Origin of the sequence: Eggerthella guodeyinii (assembly GCF_009834925.2) — a bacterium.
Taxonomy (GTDB): domain Bacteria; phylum Actinomycetota; class Coriobacteriia; order Coriobacteriales; family Eggerthellaceae; genus Eggerthella; species Eggerthella guodeyinii.
In genome coordinates this window covers 255,805-274,644 of record NZ_CP063310.1, presented here as the reverse complement: position 1 = coordinate 274,644, position 18,840 = coordinate 255,805, and the positions used below count along the sequence as shown (strand labels likewise).

General features: G+C 63.4%; 14 protein-coding genes. 6 read left to right on the top strand and 8 right to left on the bottom strand.

Features of this window, described 5'->3' with window-relative positions:
- Positions 1–292: 292 nt before the first annotated feature.
- Positions 293–2,029, bottom strand: coding sequence for an FAD-dependent oxidoreductase (locus tag GS424_RS01090; RefSeq protein WP_244977632.1), 1,737 nt, complete (start codon positions 2,027–2,029; stop codon positions 293–295).
- Between the two features lie 356 nt (positions 2,030–2,385).
- Here GS424_RS01090 and GS424_RS01085 point away from each other — a divergent pair, with 356 nt between their 5' ends.
- Positions 2,386–3,687, top strand: coding sequence for a response regulator transcription factor (locus GS424_RS01085; protein ID WP_193666532.1), 1,302 nt, complete (start codon positions 2,386–2,388; stop codon positions 3,685–3,687).
- A 109-nt stretch (positions 3,688–3,796) separates the two neighbouring features.
- On the opposite strand, the gene cgr1 is transcribed toward GS424_RS01085, so the two are convergent.
- From cgr1 to GS424_RS01070, 3 genes are read right to left on the bottom strand one after another with little or no spacing between them, the layout of a single operon-like run.
- Entirely contained in the window at positions 3,797–4,408 is a 612-nt protein-coding gene (gene cgr1, locus GS424_RS01080; protein ID WP_160942136.1) for a cytochrome c-type protein Cgr1, read from the bottom strand.
- 9 nt (positions 4,409–4,417) lie between these two features.
- The gene (locus GS424_RS01075; RefSeq protein ID WP_244977631.1) at positions 4,418–6,727 is read right to left on the bottom strand and encodes a molybdopterin-containing oxidoreductase family protein; all 2,310 of its coding nucleotides are present in this window, start codon (positions 6,725–6,727) and stop codon (positions 4,418–4,420) included.
- On the bottom strand, positions 6,720–7,523 hold the full coding sequence (locus GS424_RS01070; protein WP_160942137.1) for a 4Fe-4S dicluster domain-containing protein: 804 nt from the start codon (positions 7,521–7,523) through the stop codon (positions 6,720–6,722). Before GS424_RS01070 ends, GS424_RS01075 begins: the two co-directional genes overlap by 8 nt.
- Before the next feature lie 195 nt (positions 7,524–7,718).
- Between GS424_RS01070 and GS424_RS01065 the strand changes: the two genes are divergently transcribed.
- Positions 7,719–8,435: a Crp/Fnr family transcriptional regulator gene (locus GS424_RS01065; RefSeq protein ID WP_160942138.1), complete on the top strand. Its 717-nt coding sequence runs from the start codon at positions 7,719–7,721 to the stop codon at positions 8,433–8,435.
- A 202-nt stretch (positions 8,436–8,637) separates the two neighbouring features.
- Here GS424_RS01065 and GS424_RS01060 read toward each other — a convergent pair whose 3' ends face one another.
- From GS424_RS01060 to GS424_RS01045, 4 genes are all read right to left on the bottom strand, one after another.
- Positions 8,638–10,509 (bottom strand): MFS transporter, encoded by a 1,872-nt coding sequence (locus tag GS424_RS01060; protein ID WP_160942139.1) that lies wholly within the window; start codon positions 10,507–10,509, stop codon positions 8,638–8,640.
- A 276-nt stretch (positions 10,510–10,785) separates the two neighbouring features.
- On the bottom strand, positions 10,786–11,760 hold the full coding sequence (gene rarD, locus GS424_RS01055) for an EamA family transporter RarD (protein WP_160942140.1): 975 nt from the start codon (positions 11,758–11,760) through the stop codon (positions 10,786–10,788).
- A 1-nt stretch (position 11,761) separates the two neighbouring features.
- Positions 11,762–12,679 (bottom strand): carbohydrate kinase family protein, encoded by a 918-nt coding sequence (locus GS424_RS01050; protein ID WP_160942141.1) that lies wholly within the window; start codon positions 12,677–12,679, stop codon positions 11,762–11,764.
- A gap of 54 nt (positions 12,680–12,733) precedes the next feature.
- A complete protein-coding gene (locus GS424_RS01045; RefSeq protein ID WP_160942142.1) occupies positions 12,734–13,459 on the bottom strand; it encodes a hypothetical protein in 726 nt (241 codons plus the stop codon).
- A gap of 406 nt (positions 13,460–13,865) precedes the next feature.
- Here GS424_RS01045 and GS424_RS01040 point away from each other — a divergent pair, with 406 nt between their 5' ends.
- From GS424_RS01040 to GS424_RS01025, 4 genes are all read left to right on the top strand, one after another.
- Positions 13,866–15,443, top strand: coding sequence for a phytoene desaturase family protein (locus GS424_RS01040; protein WP_160942143.1), 1,578 nt, complete (start codon positions 13,866–13,868; stop codon positions 15,441–15,443).
- Positions 15,444–15,527: 84 nt separating this feature from the next.
- Positions 15,528–15,818 carry a hypothetical protein gene (locus GS424_RS01035; protein ID WP_160942144.1) on the top strand — a complete coding sequence of 97 codons (291 nt, stop codon included), beginning with the start codon at positions 15,528–15,530 and terminating at the stop codon, positions 15,816–15,818.
- 93 nt (positions 15,819–15,911) lie between these two features.
- Positions 15,912–17,294, top strand: coding sequence for an SLC13 family permease (locus GS424_RS01030; RefSeq protein ID WP_160942145.1), 1,383 nt, complete (start codon positions 15,912–15,914; stop codon positions 17,292–17,294).
- Positions 17,295–17,348: 54 nt separating this feature from the next.
- Positions 17,349–18,800, top strand: a complete 1,452-nt coding sequence (locus GS424_RS01025; protein ID WP_160942146.1) for a sodium:solute symporter family protein — start codon at positions 17,349–17,351, stop codon at positions 18,798–18,800.
- Positions 18,801–18,840 lie beyond the last annotated feature (40 nt).

The window sequence follows — 18,840 nt, the reverse complement described above, 5'->3', positions numbered from 1 at the left end:
CAAAATGGCGCGCAGCGTGAACCCGCAGCGTCGGCCTGATCCGATGGCTGGCAAGCCATCGGAACGCCTTTAGCAGTCTCGGGCTTCGAGTGCTAACACGTGATTTTAGTGCGGCGCGCGGAGATGTCAAGCGGAAGACGCCCCGATTGCAGAACACCCGCACAGGAGGGGGCAGGAGAGGCCCCGGAGGGGCGAACGGGTGATACGCGAAAAGACCGGCCGGGGAGGGAGGCGACCGGTCTTTCGCATATCGTGCACCCGACGACGCAATCGCGTCGGGATACGACAGCTGCTATATACCCTGAGCTGCGTTGGTGCCGGCAAGACGCCCGAACGACATCGCCGTCGCCAGGCTCAATCCGGCGACGACCACGGGCTTTTCCACCAGGAAGCGGCGTCCCATGCTGTTGCCCGCCACGTACAGCCCCTCGATCGGGTTGTCTTCGTCATCGAGCACGTGCATCGCAAGATCGCACTCCAAGCCGCCGAAGATGTAGAGCATGCCGCCCACCCCGAAAGAGCACGCGTAGTAAGGCGGATTCTCCACCGGGAACATGCGCGACGCCATCTTTCCGAAGTCGTCGTCATGACCCTGATGGCACAGCTCGTTGTACCGATCGATCTCGGCTTTGACGACGGCCGGATCCAGCTTCATCTTTTCCGCCAGCTCTTCGATGGTGTCGGCTTTGCAGGTGGCCTGCTCCTCCACCATCTGGTCGGTGACGTACCCCAACTTGAAGCCGGACAGGACGGTTGCATACGCATCCACATCCTCGGGAGCGACGTAATGGTTGATGTATCCGTGGCCGTCGTTCATGGAACCTATCTGCTCGGGCCATGCGCTGTCGAATATCTGCCACGATTTGATGCCTTGCTCCCTCCCGTCCGCATCGAGGGCCACGGGCTGCCGCACCAGCACGTCGGTGATGTTCTGACCGGGAATGTCTTCGTTCATGAAGCGCTTGCCGCGCGTGTTCAGCTGCAAGAAGCTATCCACGCCCAGCACGCCGCCCATGTGGTGCGTGGTGGGTGCGTGCGGCCCGCGCTCCATGCGGCCGCCGGCCCAGATGCCCATACGCTGTCCATCGCCGGTGTTCACGCCGCCTTCGAAGATCACGGTTTCGGGAGCGTAGTACTGGCGCATGTCCGGATTGGCGCCGTAATCGCCGCACGCGATGACCACCGATTTCGCATTCACCTTCGCATAGGAGCCGTCTGCGGTCTTCGCGTACGCCCCGGTTACCTTGCCGTCTTCCACGATCAGCTGCTCGGCCGTAGATCCGTACAACACCTCCATACCCGCATCGAGCGCCGCGTTGCGGGCTGCCTCGCACGCCCATCCCATGTTCGGATTCGTCGTGATGGAGCCGTGGAAATACGGATAGTACTCCTTCTTGTAGTCGTATCCTTCAAGCGGCGGGAACGCCTTCGGGCGAATGTAGTTCTGCTTGTGAGACCCGTCCTCGAGGTTCTGGGCGCTCGAGTCGAGCACCTCGTAGTCGGCGCCCTCGATAAACCAATCGAAGTCCTCCCCGGAGTGATCGTACCAGTAGCTCCAGAAGGATGCGTCGGCGCGCCATCCGCATTCCTTTTCAATCTCGTTGACGATATCGTCCTTCGGCGCCCAGACGATGCCGAGATCCTTTTGAACCTGCGAGTCGACGATTCCCCAGTCGCCCGCCATCGACACGACGCTGTACGAATCTTCGGGCTGCTTCTCGATTGCGATGACCTTCGCCCCCTGGTCGGTTGCGGCCTTGGCAGCCGCCGTGCCCGCAAGACCCAGGCCCAGGATCAGAACGTCACAGCTTTTCTCATCGTCGACGCTGGCGGGAACCTCGGGCTTCACGAGAAAGGCGGGCGTCCCGTCCGCCGACGCGGCCGCCCCCGACGAAGCGGCCTGCGCTTGCGCCTGCGAACCCCCTCCTTGACTCTGCTGAGGCGCGCAGCCGGCCATGGCCGTCCCCGCTGCCAGCGCCGCAGTTGCTCCCCATCCAAAAAACGCTCGGCGACTCATCTTGCTTTCCACAGCAATCTCCTCTCCTTGTATATGCTGTGCGCAGTGGCTTGCACCGCACCCTCCGCGCTCCAACCTACGCGCTTCGCCCGGCTGCTGCTTCACCTCATGGGTGGTGAATTTCGCAAAGCTGGACTCTAGGCGAATCCACCCGAAAGAGGTGAGTATGCCCGCTAGTCGTCGGTGTGGTATATTGCTTTGTTCAGGGGAGGGATATGAGACGTTTTTTCAACAGCGTGCCCAATGCCACCGCATGCGGCCTGATTCTTACGCTCGGTTACGCTTCCTACCTGGCTTTCGGATACACGCTGTTCCACCCCTCCACGATGTTCTCCGCAGCGACGGGTCCCATCGAGGGGCGCACCGAGTTGCTGTTCCTCGTGGCTATTATCACCGCGCGCATAGTGGCATACGCCGTAACCTCGGTGCTGGCGGCTCTCCGCAAGCTTCCCAAACTCACCGTCACGCTCGCACTTGCCTGCCTGGGAGCAGCAGTGGGGGTTTTGGTGGTGGCGATGATCCTGACGTTTGCCTCTTTCGCACCCGATGAGGCCACCATCCCCTGGATGGTGTGCGCCGGTGCGTTTTTCGGCTTGGGAGATGCGCTCGCCACCTTGCTGTGGGGACGCTATTGCAGCACGCTCTCGTTGAGGCACGTGTACCTCTTCGTGCTGCTCTCGACCCTCGTCAGCCTCGGCGTGTACCTTGTGCTGGTTTTGCTGCCAGCGATATTCGTGCTGCCCGCAACCCTCGCGCTGTTCCTGCTCGCCGTCATCGCGACCAAACCGGGCATCGATGCGAGCCCTGCGCCCCTCGACGAGTTTTCCCTACCCGTTTTCAAAAGCGCCGTCGGCTCGCTCTGGCGACCCGTGCTGGGCACGGCCATCCTCTCGTTCCTCAGCGCGCTCATGCTGCAAATGCCCGCCCAGCAGGAAATACCGCTTGCAACGTTCCAAACGACGTCGCTCGTCACGCAGCCCGTTGTGGTCATAGCACTGCTCGTGCCGGCGCTGTTCGTCAAGAAACAACCCGAGCTCAGCTCGATCTACAAGGTGGCGCTGCCTCTGTGCGCAGCGGGATTCCTGCTGCTTCCGCTTCTGTGGAACGACGTCGGCGGATTGGCGAACGCGTGCGCCCAGTTGGGCACGCTCGTCGCCAACCTCATCGTCTGGTGCATGATCGCCGACACCGTGCGCGACACCAAGCTTCCTTCCGCGATGGTTTTCTCACTTGCGCTTTTGGCCATCAACGTCTCGCGATTGGCAGGTACGCTCGTCGCCTTCTTGAACGCCGGCACGCTGGGCCGCGACGACTTGCAGCTGACAACCGTGGCGCTGGTGGGCGTCTACCTCGTCGCCATGATTTCGCTGTTCATCCTGAAAGACAAGAATCGCAAGGAAACGTTCTCGCCGCAAGGCCCTCCCGCTGTCGTGGAGCCACTGGACATTCTTGCACTCAAGTGCAACGCGCTAGCCGACTCCTATCGATTCACGCCGCGCGAACGCGAGATAACGCAGCACCTCGCGCAGGGACGCACCGTCCACACCATCTCAGAAATGCTGTTCGTCTCCGAGAACACGGTCAAATCGCACATCAAAAGCCTCTACGTGAAGCTCGACATCCACTCGCGCGCCGAATTGATCGATCTCATTTCGCAGCAAGAGGTATAGTGGCATGCCGCGCGCGTGCAGCGGCCGACTCGGAAAACCCGAAGTCGGCCGCTTTCCCACGCGAGGGGGTACGTGGTCATTCGGATGCGCGCACGCTTGCGGTTGATCCCTACCCTGTCGGCAGGTTGGTGCTTTCCTTCGCGGTCAGCCAACCGGCGGGCGTTTCGGCATCGGCGTGGCATTGGGTGCAGTAGTTCACCGACGCGCGGTGGGCCTTGTGGCACGAGTCGCACGAGATGTCGCCATGGTAGGCCAGGTGCGGGTTGCGGGCCATGCCAGCGGTCGCGTTCGCCAGGTCGTCGCGCGTGAGGTTGTGGCACGACTCGTTCAGGCAGAACTCATCCGACGCAACGCCGCGCGCCGCTCCCAAGTCCGCGAGCGTGGCCTCCTGCAACGGCACGCCGTAACCGCCCGTCACCCAGGACGCGCCCTCGGCCATCTGCTCGCCCAGCGTGGGAACATGGCAGTCGAGGCACGTCTTGCCCGAGGCCTTGTGCGCCACCGCCAGCATGCTGGACGTGTCGGCCACCTCGTTGCCCCACTTGTCCACGCCCGCCTCGCCCAACGGCTGATCGTACGTTTCCACGTAAGGATCCATCGGCGTGTGGCAGATGGCCGCGCAAAAGCTGGGCTGCTCGTGCCACACCCAGAACCCCATGCCCGCCACCACGAACACAAGCGCAACCGTACCGACGACGATGGGCCACTTCTTCGGCTTCATGGCAACCACCTACGCCCGCTCGACTTGGCACAGGCCCGACTTGAACGGCGGGTAGCCCGTCACGTGGTCGAACTCGCGCTCGGTCAGCTTGTTCACGTTCGCCTTCTCCCAGCCGTGGAAGATGTCCACCACGCCCGGCAGCACGAGGTTCGTCACCTCAAGCTTCACCTCGATCTCGCCGAGGTGGTTGAACACGCGCACCTGCTCGCCGTCTTCCAGGCCGCGCTCGGCCGCCGTCTTCGGATGCAGGCGCACGATGGGATCGGGCATGAACTGGTTGAGCCAGGGGCAGTCGCGCAGCTTCGAGTGCGAGTACATGGGCACGCGCGAGCCCGTGTTCAGGATGAGCGGGTAGTCCTTCGCGCGGTCGGGTGTGCTGATGGGGCTGCTCACCGGTTCGTTGTACAGCGGAAGGCCCTCCAGCCCGCATTCCTTCATCACTTCGGACACCAGCTCGATCTTGCCGCTGGGCGTGTTGAAGCCGGGTTGGCCGTCCTTGCGTATCTTGCCCGTCTCGTACTTCTTCGGCTCGTAGGGGGCGCCGCCCGGCACCGCGTAGCCGTCGGGGTTGTCGCGCAGGTCCTGCATGGTCACCTCGAGGCCCGACGTGCGCAGCACCTCCGCCAGCGCCTCTTCCACGCTGCCGTCGAAGCACTCCTCCGCATAGCCCAGACGGCTGCCCAGTTCCATGGCCACCTGCCAGTCCTCGCGCGCCTCGCCGCGCGGCGTGATCACCGGTTCGCGCAGGTAGATCTTCCGACCGAACACCGCGAAGGGGGCCATGCGCTCGAAGCACATCGCGGCGGGCAGGATGATGTCCACGTAGTCGTGCGTCCAGGGACGAATGTAGTAGTCGGCCGCGCAGGCGAAGTCGAGCTTGCCGATGGCCTCCTGGTAGAGGTGGCTTTGCGGCCACATCATGGCGTTGCCGCCGAACATCACCATGGCCTTGATCTTGCCTTCGTCCACGTATTCGGGGAAGCGGTTCGTCTGCATCTGCTTCACGAACTTCGTCCACACGGGGAAGTCCTGCAAGTCGTAGCGCTTCGAGGCCAGGTCGGCATCGTAGATGTCCTCGCGGTTGAACCCGGCCGTGCTGGCGAACAGGTCGAACGGCAGGCCCGGGCTGATCTCCAGGCCGCCGGCCACGTCCACGTTGCCCGCCAGCGCCACGAGCGACGCGATGGCGCGCATGTTGTTGCCGGCGTTGGTGTGGTGCACCTGCGGGCTCGCGCTCGTGATGAACGAGCCGGGCGTCTCCTCGCCCCACAGCTTCGCGGCCGCCTCGATCTTCTCGGCTGGCACCCACGTGATCTCGGCCACCTTCTCGGGCGTGAACTCCTGCACGTACTCCTTGAACTCGTCGAAGCCGTGCGTCCAGTTCTGGCAGAACTCCTCGTCGAAGTACCCGTCGCGCAACATGACGTGGGCGATGCCCAGCGCCAGCGCGCCGTCCGTGCCGGGGCGCAGCTGCAAATGGATGTCGGCCAGGCCCGTCACCGTCGGCGTGACGCGCGGGTCCACCACGATGAACTTGCAGCCCTTCTCCTTCGCGTTCATCAGCTTGCCGAAGCGGTTCGGCAGCGACCACGCCGGGTTGAGCGACCAGATGAGGCACGACTTGGAGTTGTCGTTGGGATTCGCGCCCATCGTCTGCGCGCCGAACACGAGACCGGTGCCGATGAGGGCCGCGTAGGCGCAGGTGGAGCTCTCGTTGCCGTACGTGGGCGTGCCGAACAGGTTGGCCAGGCGGTTCACCGCGCCGCGCGGCTCCTTCGGGTCGCCGCAGTAGAAGAACACGCCTTCGGGGCCCATCTCGTCCTTCACCTTGTTGAGCGCGGCGACGATGGTGTCGTACGCCTCGTCCCAGGTGATCTGCTCCCAGCCGGCGTCGCCCTGGCCCTTCGGCTTCGTGCGCTTCATGGGATGCAGCAGCCGATGCGGGTCGTACAGCTCCTGCAGCGCGGACAGGCCCTTCGCGCACAGCGGGTCGTTGGGGTAGTTCGCGCGCGACACCACGCGCACGATCTTGTCCTCCTTCACCGTGGCGGTGATGCCGCACTTGGGCGAGTGGTTGCACATGTCGCAGTACGTGTGCTTCGTCACCTCGGGCGCGGCCTCGTCGGCGAACGCGTCGTCGGGGTAGACGAACTCGTAGCCGCCTTCGATGGCGGTGATGCCGATGGCCATGGCCGCGGCGCCCTTGAGGAACCCGCGGCGCGACAGGCCAGGCGCGGCCATCGCACAGGCAGCGTTCGCGGCCGTCGCGCAGGCAGCGTTCGCGGCTCCGTTCGTGCTCTCGTTCGCCAGCTTACTCATGGTCCTCGCCGCCTTTCGTCTCGACTTCCGCCTTGCTGTCGCGCTGGTTCTTCACGCCCACGGCGATGCCCGCGCCCGCCGCAGCCGCGACGGCGACGGCGCCGATGGCCGCCGGCAGCGGAATGCCCGGATCGGCCGGCTTCGAGTCCACGCCCTTGTTGGCCACGGTCTGCACCTCGGCGTGCGGCAGCAGGCTCTTCGGCATGCCGTCCACCGGCATATAGTAGAAGTGCGTGTTGCGAATCTGCACCGGGTCGTTCTTCGAGATGAAGACGCTGACGGGGCTCTCGGGATCGTCCAAGTCGCCGAAGTAGCGCGCGTTGCCGGGGCAGTTCTGCACGCAGGCGGGCTGCAGCCCCGCATCGAGGCGGCCCGCGCAGAAGATGCACTTCTCCACCACGTGCGTGCGCTGGATGCCCTCGGCCTCGTACGGCGCCTGCTCGTCGGTGTCGAAGTAGTTGCCCTCAACGTCGTTTTGTATGCGCGCCCCGTACGGACACGCGTGGATGCACGACCCGCAGTTGATGCACTCGTCGTAGTCCACCATCACGATGCCGTCGTCGCGCACGTACGACGCGCTGGTCGGGCACGCTTCGGCGCACGGCGCGTCCTCGCACTGCATGCAGGCGTGCGGCAGATAGCAGCGCCGATTGTCCGGATCCTCGCCCCACTCGCGCGCCTCAACCTTTCCCCAGGCCACACCCGGTTTCGTGTTGTTGTGCATCTGGCACGCCACGACGCATGCGTAACACCCCGCGCAGCGCCGCAAGTCGATAGCCATCCCCATGTTCGCCATCGGTTCCTCCTCGTCCTGTTGGATTTTCAACCTGCCTGCACTGTACGAAACGGGGAAGGACGCCGGTAGAAGCCCCGGCGCAAGCTGTCGCTGTCGTGCGCAAGCAGGCGATGTTGCGTAGGAAAGAATCGGCGGGCGCGGCGCGCCTTGGGATACAATAGGGGCGCCCGCGGCACACGACGACAGGAGGGGTTCGTGACCACGACGCAGGACTACGACGCCATTCTCATCCCCACGCTTCCGTTCAAGCAGCTGCGCTTCGGCGAGTATCTCGATCAGGCGCGCAAGCGAAAGCTGTTCAAGGGCGAGTACATCGACCTCACGTGCATCGACAAGGACGACCGCTACTTCTATTACGTCGAAAAAGGGCAGCTGAAGTGCTGCTACGAGAACGAGGACGGGGCGCAAATCGTCCTGTACTACCGCAATGCGGGCAACGCGTTCCAGGCGGAGTACCACCGGTTCGCCTCGATCGGGCAGAACCGCATGAAGTTCGTCGCCACGAAGGACACGGTGGTGTTCGCGTTTACCATGCAGCAGCTGTTCGACATCGTGCGCGACGATTTCGAGCTGTTCGACGAGCTCATGTACGTGGTGCATATGAGCTTCGCGCAGATCGGCCACCGCATCGGGAACACCGGCATCCAGTCGTCCAGCAAGCGCATCCTCACGTGGCTGACGAAGCTGTGCGAAGTGCGCGAGCCCGATGCCGAGGGCGTGTACCGCATCGAGTGCAACCTCACGCTGCAAGCGCTCTCGGACATCCTGCTGGTGCACATCACCACGTGCAGCAAGCTCGTGACCGCTCTCGAAACGCAGGGCGTGATCGAGCGCACGAAGACGCACCTGCTGGTGAAGGATTACGAGAAGCTGCTCGCGTACAAGAACGAGGAGAACCCCGTGCTGTATTAGGGGGCTTGCAGCGGCACGCTCGCGCGAGGCTGGACGCAAAACGGCACCCATGACAATTTCGAGGGTGCCGTCGGGGTCCAAAAGACTCGCGAGGTTTTCACCACCTGGGGTTTTCCGCTTTCCGAAGGCGCACAACGAAAGCAATGCGCCTTCGGATTGTCATGGGTGACGTTTTGCGTCCAAGCCGACGACACCCCATCCCTTACACTCCCTGCAAGCAGGTGTCCATGGCGTAGCGCAGCACGTCGGAGCGGTTGACGGTTCCCACGATCGCGCCGTCGCGCACCACCGGCACCTTCTTCAGGCGGCGCGTCGCCAGCAGCGAGCACACCTCCTCCAGCGACGAACCGGCGTCGATCGACACCAGCTTGTCGGACGCGATCACGCTCACCGGCAGCTCGATGAGCTCGCGAAGACGCTCGTCGAACGTTTGGTTGTTGGCGGCTTCCACCAGGGAATACGATCCCGTGATCAGCGGATGCTTGTCAGCCAGATAGCGCATCACGTCGCCGTCGGACACGAAGCCCGCCGGCCTCCCCTGCTCGTCCACCAGCGGCAAGCCTCCCACTTTGAGGTCGACGAACGCGCGCATCACCTCGCGCACCGGCGTGGCCGCCGGCAGCGTGTAGGGGTCGGCCTCCATGATGGACGCGAGCAACGACTGCGGGGAGGTCGCGCGCTCCACGGCCTGCTCGGACGCCCGTCGCCGAGCCGCGCGAGCGTACACGAGCGCCAGCACGAACCCGGCAACGCCGATGACCGCGGCAACCACCATCGCGAGGGCGAACCCGTCGGCCGTCGCCTGAGCGCTGCTCGCGCCGCCGGCCGCAGCGCTCGCCTGCCCCGACGACATGATGCCGATGTACAGGGACGGCCCGATGCAGGCGGCGATCTGCACGAACGTGGTCATGAGCGCCACGCCGAACGGGTTCTGCTGCGGGGGCAACGCCCGCAGGCCCGCCGTCTGCGAGGGCGAGAAGATGAAGCCCACCGCCACGTACATCACCAGCATGGCCACGAACACCGCGGGCACGGACAGCTGCGGCGCAACCACCACAAGCGCGATGAACCCGACGGCGACGCCGCCGAAGCCCAGCGGCAGCAGGGGCCACTCGCCGCGCTTGTCCATGATGCGGCCGCCCAGCAGCGTCGAGCCCGCATTCGCCAGCACGGGCACGAGGATCACGAGGCCGGCCGCGAACGCGGTCATGCCCGCCGCGCCCTCGAAGTACAACGGCAGCAGCACGCTCATCGAGAACATGCTCATCATGGCGATGGTCACCAGGATGAGCGCCGGCCAGAACGAGCGGTTCTTCATCGGCGCCAGATCGATCAGCGGATGCGCGCACCGCAGCTGGCGCACGACGAACACCGCCGCCGCAGCCGCCGCCAGCGCCAGCGTCGCGGCGGCCATCACGCCGTTCGTCGTCAGCTGCGTCAGGCCGTACGACAACGCCGTCAGCACCACGGCGGACAGCACCACCGACGCCGTGTCAAGATGCGCCTCGCTCGTTTCGAGGTTCTTCACGTAGAAGAAGCCGAGCACGGCCAGCACGGCCATCGCCACGATAGGCACGATGAAAATGCTGTGCCAGCCGAACATGGTGACCAGCGCACCGCACACCACCGGGGCGAACGCGGGCCCGAACGTGATCATGCAGCCGCCGACGGACAGGTACGATCCCAGCTTGTTCTTCGGCGTGACCACGAGGATGGTGTTCATCATGAGCGGGATGAAGATGCCCGTACCCACGGCCTGCACGAGACGCGCGACCAGCAGCATCTCGAAGCTGCCAGCCACGAGGCCCATCGCCGACCCGACGATGCTCAACGCGGCCGCGCTGAAGAACAGCGTGCGCACATGAAAGCGCCGGTAGAGGAACGCCATGCACGTCACCACGACGGTGGCCACGATCATGTAGCCGGTGACCAGCCATTGGGCCGTCACGGAATCCACGCCGTAGTCCGCCATGATGGACACGAGCGCCATGTTGACGAGGTTCTCGTTGAACCCCGCGAGGAATGCGCTGCCGTACAAAACGGATAGCAGCAGCACGAGAGATTTCCCTTGCATACAGGAAACGTCCTTTCATCTTCGGTTGTCTTGAATGGCCCCATCGAACCTACCAGCGCAGAACGCGCCTTTCGGGGAAACGAGACACGCCGCGTCCGCGCCAGAGCGCGTCGCAGCACCTTCGATTCTAGCGAAACGAAAGCGCTTTCGTAAGGATTTTTTTCATCTTGAACAATTGCACAAGATTCACGGCGGAACCGCGCACCATGTCAAAGAAGCGATCCGAGAGCCGTGGGGAGGATTGCCGCGTCGCAAGAGCGAGGTAACCGCCGGGTTTCACGCCGCGCTTTCGCGCGGGTCGCCCTCCCGCTGCTCCGCGCGCGCCTCGCGGCGCTTCGCGAGCCAGCTTTCGACGCCCACCGCGGCGATGCCGCACCAGATGAGCGCGAAGCACACGGCATGCGCCGGGGTGAACTGCTCGCCGAAGAACGCCACAGCCAGCACGAGCGCGATCGTGGGGCTGACGTACTGGATGAACCCGAGCACCGTCATGGAGATGCGGTTGGCGGCGGCCGAGTACAGCAGCAGCGGGATGGCGGTGAGCAGGCCGCAGCCGACGAGCAGCGCGAAGTCGAGCGTCGGCGACGCGACCGCGATGAAATCTGGTGTGGCGGGCACGAGGCTCCACATCCAGGGGGCAAGCGCGCCCACCGCCAACGCCGCCGCACCCAGCAGTCCCGTGAGCAGCGACTCCAGCGCCATGCCGGGCAGCGCCGGGTAACCGCCCTTCTTCTTCACCGCGCCGTACGCGCTGAACGACAGCGCCAGGACCAGCGCGATCCACACGTCGCCGCCGTGCACGATCATGAAGTACGCCACGCCCGCAGCAGCCAGCACCGTGGCCACCTTCTGCATGGGCGTCAGCCGTTCCTTGAACACGAACAGGCCGAACGCGATGTTGCACAGCGGGCACAGGTAGTAGCCGATGCTCGTCTCAAGCAGATGCCCGCTGTTCGCGGCCCAGATGTACACGCCCCAGTTGCACGTGACGATCAGCCCCGACGCGAGGAACGTGCCCACCGCGCGCGGGTCGCGCAGCAGATGGAGGAACCGCGTCCGCTTCACGAACGCGCACAGCAGCACCACGAACACGCACGACCACACCATGCGCCACGACAGCACCTCGAGCGCCGGAACGGCCGACAGCAGCTTCCAATAGACCGGCATGATGCCCCACACCAGGTGGCAGCCGACGCCCTGCAAAAAGCCGATCCGCTCGGACCGGCTGTCTCGAACCGCGACGTCTTCCATGCTACAACCGAATTCCCCTCTGCTCGAACACGTGGTCGGGAAGCGTCGCGCCACGCACGCCGCACACCGCACCGGCCACGCGGTTCGCCAACGCGAGCGCGTCTTCCCAGGTCCGCCCCGCCGCGCGCGCCGCCGTGAGCGCGCCCAGGTGCGCATCGCCCGCGCCGATGGTGTCCACCACCTCAACCGGCAGCGCCGGCACCCTCACGTGCCGACCGCCCTCGAACAGGTGCGCGCCTTCCGCACCCGCCGTGATCACCACCGCGTTTCCGCACTCCGCTGCCACCGCGAACCCCGCCTCGTCCACCGTGGCGCAACCCGTGTACGCAAGCGCCTCCTGGTCGTTGAGGTGCCACACGGGATGCAGTGCGTTGATGCGCGCCGTCTTCTCCGCGTCGGATCCCACGCCTTCGATGCGCGGGCCGGGCGCGTAGTAGAACTGGACGGACGGGTGATCTTCGAAGAACGCGATGATCGCATCGCCGCCCGCACCCTCGACCTCGTAGCCGCTGGCGAACCCGCAGCAGAACCGCGACGCGTCCACACGCTGGAACCACGAGCGCTCGAAGAAGCGCTCGATGCCGGGCATCGTGACCATCGTGCGCTCGCCGCCCGGCTCCACGAAGCACACGCAGCCGCCGCTGTCGCGCTCGGCGAAGCGCGGCGCCGCGAGCCCGCGCGCATCCAGCTCGCGCTGCACGAACCCGGCGAAGATGCCGCTGCCCACCGGGGCGAACAGCTCGTGCGGCGCGCCGAGCTGCCGCAGCACGTTCGCGGAGTTGAACGCGCAACCGCCCACCGTGGCATGCGACTCCTGCACCACGATCCCCTCGCCCGACCGCGGCAGGCGCGGCACCTGGCACACCATATCCACCATGATCGCGCCCACCGCCAGCACGGCGGACCGGGACGACACCATATCTGCCTCGCTTCAACGTTGATTATCGTGCGCCCATTGTAAGGCAAGATGGCTTCAGTCGGTACGACCTAGTCCGCGATAGCGGCTCACCGAGCCGTTCATCCCGAGGAAGCGCGACAAACCATGCCGCTCGATGGTCTCATAGCAGCTGTCGACGCTCTCCCTCATCACGATGTGAGCGTAGTTCCAAAACGGGTCGATTTCGTTCTGCATGATGAACTTGTTCGTTTGGGTATAGTGATACCGCAACCTCCCAAACACCCCCATGACATGGTATTCAGCCAGAAAATCGATGACCACGGTCGGCATATCGCGCCCATCGAGAAAGAACTCGACGTCTTCGCGAAAAGGGGGCAAGAACAGCGCCACGATGTAATCGAACAAGTCTATATAACAGGTGCTGGAGAAAACGATGGAGTAGTACTGGCGATGGTTTTCCCAATGATAGGCCATCGTTTTGAAGTACTCCGCCTGGGACAGCGAGCGGTCTTCGATGTTGCGCGCGTAAAACGGAAGATCGGGAAAAGGATCGAAGCTCGCCGACGGCGGGCACACCTTGTTCCACCGCGCAAACCTTTCATCGTTCAGCATAGTCGCCAAATAGTCGCGATAGATCCAAATCATCAATTGATCGATGTTGTCGAAGTAGTTGTAGAACGTCTTGCGGTCGATGCCGAGATGCTTGGACAAATCGGTAACCGTCACTCGCTTGGTCGGCGAGAGCGGAACGAGGGCCATAAAAGCTTGTGCAAATTTGTGTCGGACCGACGCTTTCGACATGGCAGCTCCTTATCCCCGAAACGAACTCCCCTTGCAAGTAACCTACCCCGAAGAACCGCGGAAAGAAAATACCCCACTCCTTCAAAAGTGGGGTCTGAGCCGCACCAGAATTGAAGAAGTGTAGACAGCAGCGTCTCCCACAATGATCAATGACCCATATGATCAGGTAAAACTACAGATACTGCATCAATTCCGTCGCCTGTTGCACCCACGGATAACCGGCAAGAAGCCCCTCGCCTGTACGGTAGCAAAACGACAGCTTCGCAAAACTGGGGACAGCCCAATTCCACGCTTTCCGAAAAGTGGGATATTGCCGCGTCGTTCGCCCGAGGGCTATAACAAGCGCATCCCGGGAATCGCAGAACGTTCGAACGCATGGTCAAACAACCCACAAGGAGGAAACGCCATGTCATCTACGTACGATTTCGTTGTCTTGGGCGGCGGCCACAACGGCCTGCTCACCACCGCGTACTTGGCCAAGGCAGGCTTCAGCGTCTGCTGCTTGGAAGCGAACGACGAGTTCGGCGGCAGCACGCGCTCGGGCGAGGTGTGCGCGCCCGGATACATCTCCGATCTTGGCGGCATGGTCCACAACATGATTTCCGCCACGCCCATCGTGACGGAAGATGAACTGGGCCTGTTCTCGAAGTACGGCTTCGAATACGCCCACGCGAAGGCGCTGTTCTGCTCCATCTTCCCCGACCAGCGCAGCCTTATCATGCATCACGATCTGGACAAGGCCTGCCAGAACATGGCGGAGTTCTCCGAGCACGATGCCGCCATCTATCCCGAGTTCCACGAGTACATGGTGAACATGATGGCCGTCGCGGGTATCGGCTCGCAGAGCGCTCCGCCGCCGTACGGCACCATGCACAACGTCATGTCCATGAGCCCCGAAGGACGCGAGTTCCAGCGCGTGCTGAACTCTTCGGCCCAGCAGATCGTCGAGGAGTGGTTCGACAGCGAGCAGGTGCGCGTCACGTTCACCCGCTGGTGCACCGAGATGATGATCGACCCCCGAGCCATCGGCACCGCGACGCTGCTGTACTTCACAGGCCGCGTGCACAAGCCGACGTACGCGCCGCCGTTCCCCATGGGCGGCAGCCAGAAGTTCGTCGAAGCCCTCATGGCCTGCTGCAAAGACCACGGAGCCGACCTGTTCACGAACGCGTTCGTCGACGGCCTCACCGTGCAAGGTGGCGAAGCGAAGAGCGTCCGCACGAAGGACGGCGAAGAGTACATCGCCACGAACGCCGTTATCAGCACCATCAACATCAAGGACATCTATCAGATGCTCGGCGACGACGCGCCGAAGGAAGAGGCGCGGTACGTGCAGCGTCTCAAGCAGGCCGATTTCGCTGCGCTCAACCAGTCGTTCGCCCTCAAGAAGATCCCCGAGTTCAAAGCCGGTCCCGAGGTGCTCGACGCGTACTGCATCGAGTTCGCGCCCGAAGAGAAGGAATATCTCGAGACGTTCAGCAACTACAAGCTGGGCGGCTTCAACGCCAAGCTGCCGCTGGTCACCATCCCCTCGCTCTGGGATCCCTCGCGCTGCCCCGAAGGCCATAGCGTGGTCAACCTGTACAGCTACGCGCCGTACCGTCTCTGGGGCGACGAGAAGAACTGGGAGACGCACGGCGACGAGCTCAAGCAGGCCGTGTGGGAGTTCTTCAAGGATCAGACCACGAACATCACCGACGACGACCTCGTGGGCAAGTGGGGCCTCACCCCGCTCGAGTACGAGCAGTGGAACCCGGCCATGAAGGAAGGCGACCTGGGCATGATCGGCTTGCAGCCCAGCCAGATGTACGACATGCGCCCCTTCCCCGGCAAGGGCCACGATTACCACGGCGACATCGACAACCTGTATTTCGTCGGATGCTGCAGCCATCCCGGCGGCGGCATCGCGGCAGGCGCGCGGCCCGGCGCCCTCAAAATCCTTGAGGACTACGGCGTGGACTACCGCGAAATCCTGAACAAGTAACCCCATCGCGATACGACCTCGATTTCGAGGGGCGGCCCCATCCTGCGATTCGGCCGCCCCCCCCTTCCAAGGAGTGTGATTCCTATGCCCAAGGCACCGAAACAGCCCTCGCTCATGATGCTGACCGAAACCGGCAGCCCCATGGTTGAAATCTTCAAGATGACGTACGAGGACGGTAATTTGATTCTCGACGCGAAAGCGCTCGACAGCATGCGGATGAACGTGCTGGTCACACCTGAGGCGATCGCCGCAGGCTGGCCCGTCATCATGTCCAACAAGAAAGCGGTCATGGCGTTCGCGAAACGCATCCCGAAAGCGCTGAAGGCGCGCAAGAAGCAGGCCAAAGCGGCGCCCGCACCGCACGGCGCCTCGTAGGCATCACACATTCTCCTGGAACCACACCGTTCTTTCGCTTGGGGTTGCATAGAGGGGAGCGAACGGTCGCTCCCCGTATGAAAAGGGGAAACCATGAAAGATTTCAACAAGAAAAGCCTCGTCGCACTTGTCGTCTCCATCGTCGTCGGCGCGGTCATCGCGCACATACCCCCGCCCGCCGGCCTTGACGGCGTCGGGATGACGTATCTGGGCATTTTCGTCGGCATGCTCATCATGCTGATCACCGACGCGCTTCCATCCTGGGCAACCTGTCTCGGTGCCATGGGGCTCATGGTCGCATTTCAGATCGGAACCGTGGCCGAGGTATTCTCGGCTTTCGGGGGCAGCATCGTCTGGCTCATGGTGGCGGTGTTCGCGTTCGCCACGGCCATCGAAAACTCGGGGCTCCTCACGCGTCTTGCGCTGAAAATGCTCACCATCTTCCCGAAAAACTACCGCGGCCAAGTGCTGTCGCTCATGACCGCGGGCCTGGTGGTGAGCCCGCTCATCCCGTCCAACAATGCCAAGACCAACCTGCTTGCCCCCATGGCGACGGAGATGACGAAGCAGGTTGGCTACGAGAAGAAGAGCAAGCCCGCGCTGGGTCTTTTGACCGCCGTGTTCATGCCGCCGTACATCGGCTCGCACGCGTTCCTGACCGGCAGCGTCAACGTCGCATTCATGCTGGGCGTCGTCGGTCTGTCCTTCTCGTGGCTCGGATACTTGTCCATGACGTGGGTGTGGCTGATCCTGCTGCTCGTCGGCACGTTCGTGTTCTGCATGACGTTCTGCAAGCCGAAAGAGAAGCTCGATCTTCCGCCTACGTACTTCGCCGATAAATACCGAGAGCTCGGCAAGATGTCGAAGCACGAGTGGGTCACGCTCGTCGTCGTTGCCGCCTGCCTCTGTCTATGGATCGCCAACATATTCGATGCGGGCATGGTGGCCTTGCTGGGCGCCGTCGTGCTGACCGCTTTCGGCCTCTTGACTCCGAAAGATTTCCAAACGCGCATTCCGTGGGGCCTCATCATGTTCATCGGCGCGCTCGTGGGCATCGCCGGCTTCATGAGCACCACCGGTGTGAGCGCATGGCTGGCAGGCGTCCTCGGGCCCATCGTCAGCCCGGTGGTCAGCAACGTCTGGATCTTCGTGCCGGTGCTGCTCGTGCTCACGTGGATTCTCCGCGCCGTCATCCCGGCGCAGGGCGTGTGCCTCGTCATCCTGTATTCCATTTTCGGCCCGCTGCTTCCCGACGCGGGGATCTCGCTGTTCGTGTTGGGTTTCGTCGAGTATATCGGCGGCAACATCTGGTTCAACAGCTTCATGAACCCCTTTGTTCTGGGAGCCCTCGGTGTGGCAGGCAACGAATACGTTACCATCAAGGAATTCAAGAAGTCCGCGTATGCCTACGCCGTCATCACCATCGTCGCGATGATGGGCAGCATACCGCTCTGGATGGCCATGGGTCTGTGCTAGCGAACCCTGCGGCTCTCGCTTCTGATCGGCGAGAGCCGCACGAAAGGAACCTCCATGAATCTTCCCTTCGTCATGCTCGTTGCCTATATCGCCATCACCGTGATCATCAGCGTGGTGATTGCCACACGCGGCTCCGGGCGCAAAGACAAGTCATCCCGCCAGTTTCTCACTGCACAAGGTAACCTTTCCTGGTTCATGATCATCCCGCTGCTGTTCGCGGAGATGATGGCCGGTGCCGCCACCATCGGCAAAGCCGCGACCGGCTTCACGACCGGGCTATCGGCCGTGTGGGTGAACTGGGGCATGTCCATCGGCATGATCATCTTCATCGTATTCGCCGCGCGCTTCTACCGGGCTATGCATCGCAAATACGACATCCTGTCAGTGCCGGAAGCGTTCAAATTCATGTTCGACAAACGCTGCCGTGCGGTCATGCTCGTCATCATCGTGGTGGTGTACTGCTTCCTGTACTCGTCACAGCCGCTTTCGGCCGCAGCGCTCATCGCACCGATGATCGGCGCCGATGCGACGTTGCTCGCCTGGATTGTCTCGGCCCTGTTCATCGCCGTCACCTTGCTGGGAGGCATGAAGGGCCTTGCCGTCATGAACATCGTGCACATGGTGGTGATGTACGCCGGACTGATCGCGGCCACAACGGGCAGCCTCGACATGGTTGGTGGATTCGCCACGCTCCACGACAGCCTACCCGAGAGCTACTTCAGCCTGTTCCAGCCCGACATCTGGTCCACCCTGGCGAACGCGATCGGCATCGGCATCAGCTTCCTTGCGGCCGCCACGATGGTGACCGCCACCATCTCGGCTCGCTCGGCGCGCGATATGGCCGTAGGTTCGTGGGGCGCGGCGGCCATCGTCATCCCGTTCGCCACCTTGCCGGCCATCATCGGCATGTGCGCCGCCGTGGCCATGCCGGGCATCGATCCGAACACCGCCCTGTTCTCGATGTCGAACGCGCAGGGCCCCGCCATCGCAGGCGTCGTGTCGATGGCCATCGCCGCGGCCATCTGGTCGTCGGCCCCGGCTGCACTGCTGTTCATCTCGAACACGCTGACGCAAGACTTCTATGCGGTCATCCGCCCCGAAAGCACCGACAAGCAGCGTCTCGCGTTCTCGAGGATCGCCGTGGTGATACTCGGCATCGCCGCGACCTGGCTCGGCTTGAACGCGTCGTCCATCCTGGGCCAGCTGTACGCCGCCTTCCAAATACGCTCGGTGGTGGGCATCGTGCTGCTGGTTGCCATGGCGTGGCCGCGCGTGACGAGCGGAGCCGCCTTCTGGTCGATGCTTGGCGGGGGTAGCGTTGCCGCCATCTGGCATTTCGCCGGCAATCCTGCGGGCGTCGAACCGCTGTGGCCAGCCTGCGCCGTCACTATTATCGTGCTGGTCGCCATGACCTTGGCCAGCAAGAAGAGCGTTTCGGAAGGATACCGACGCTACGAAGCCGCACGCGACGAACTCGCGGCCGCAGAGGGACGGCAGCGGTCGTAGCGCACGAAAAAGGGCGGGGGCCCGAAAGCCTCCGCCCTTT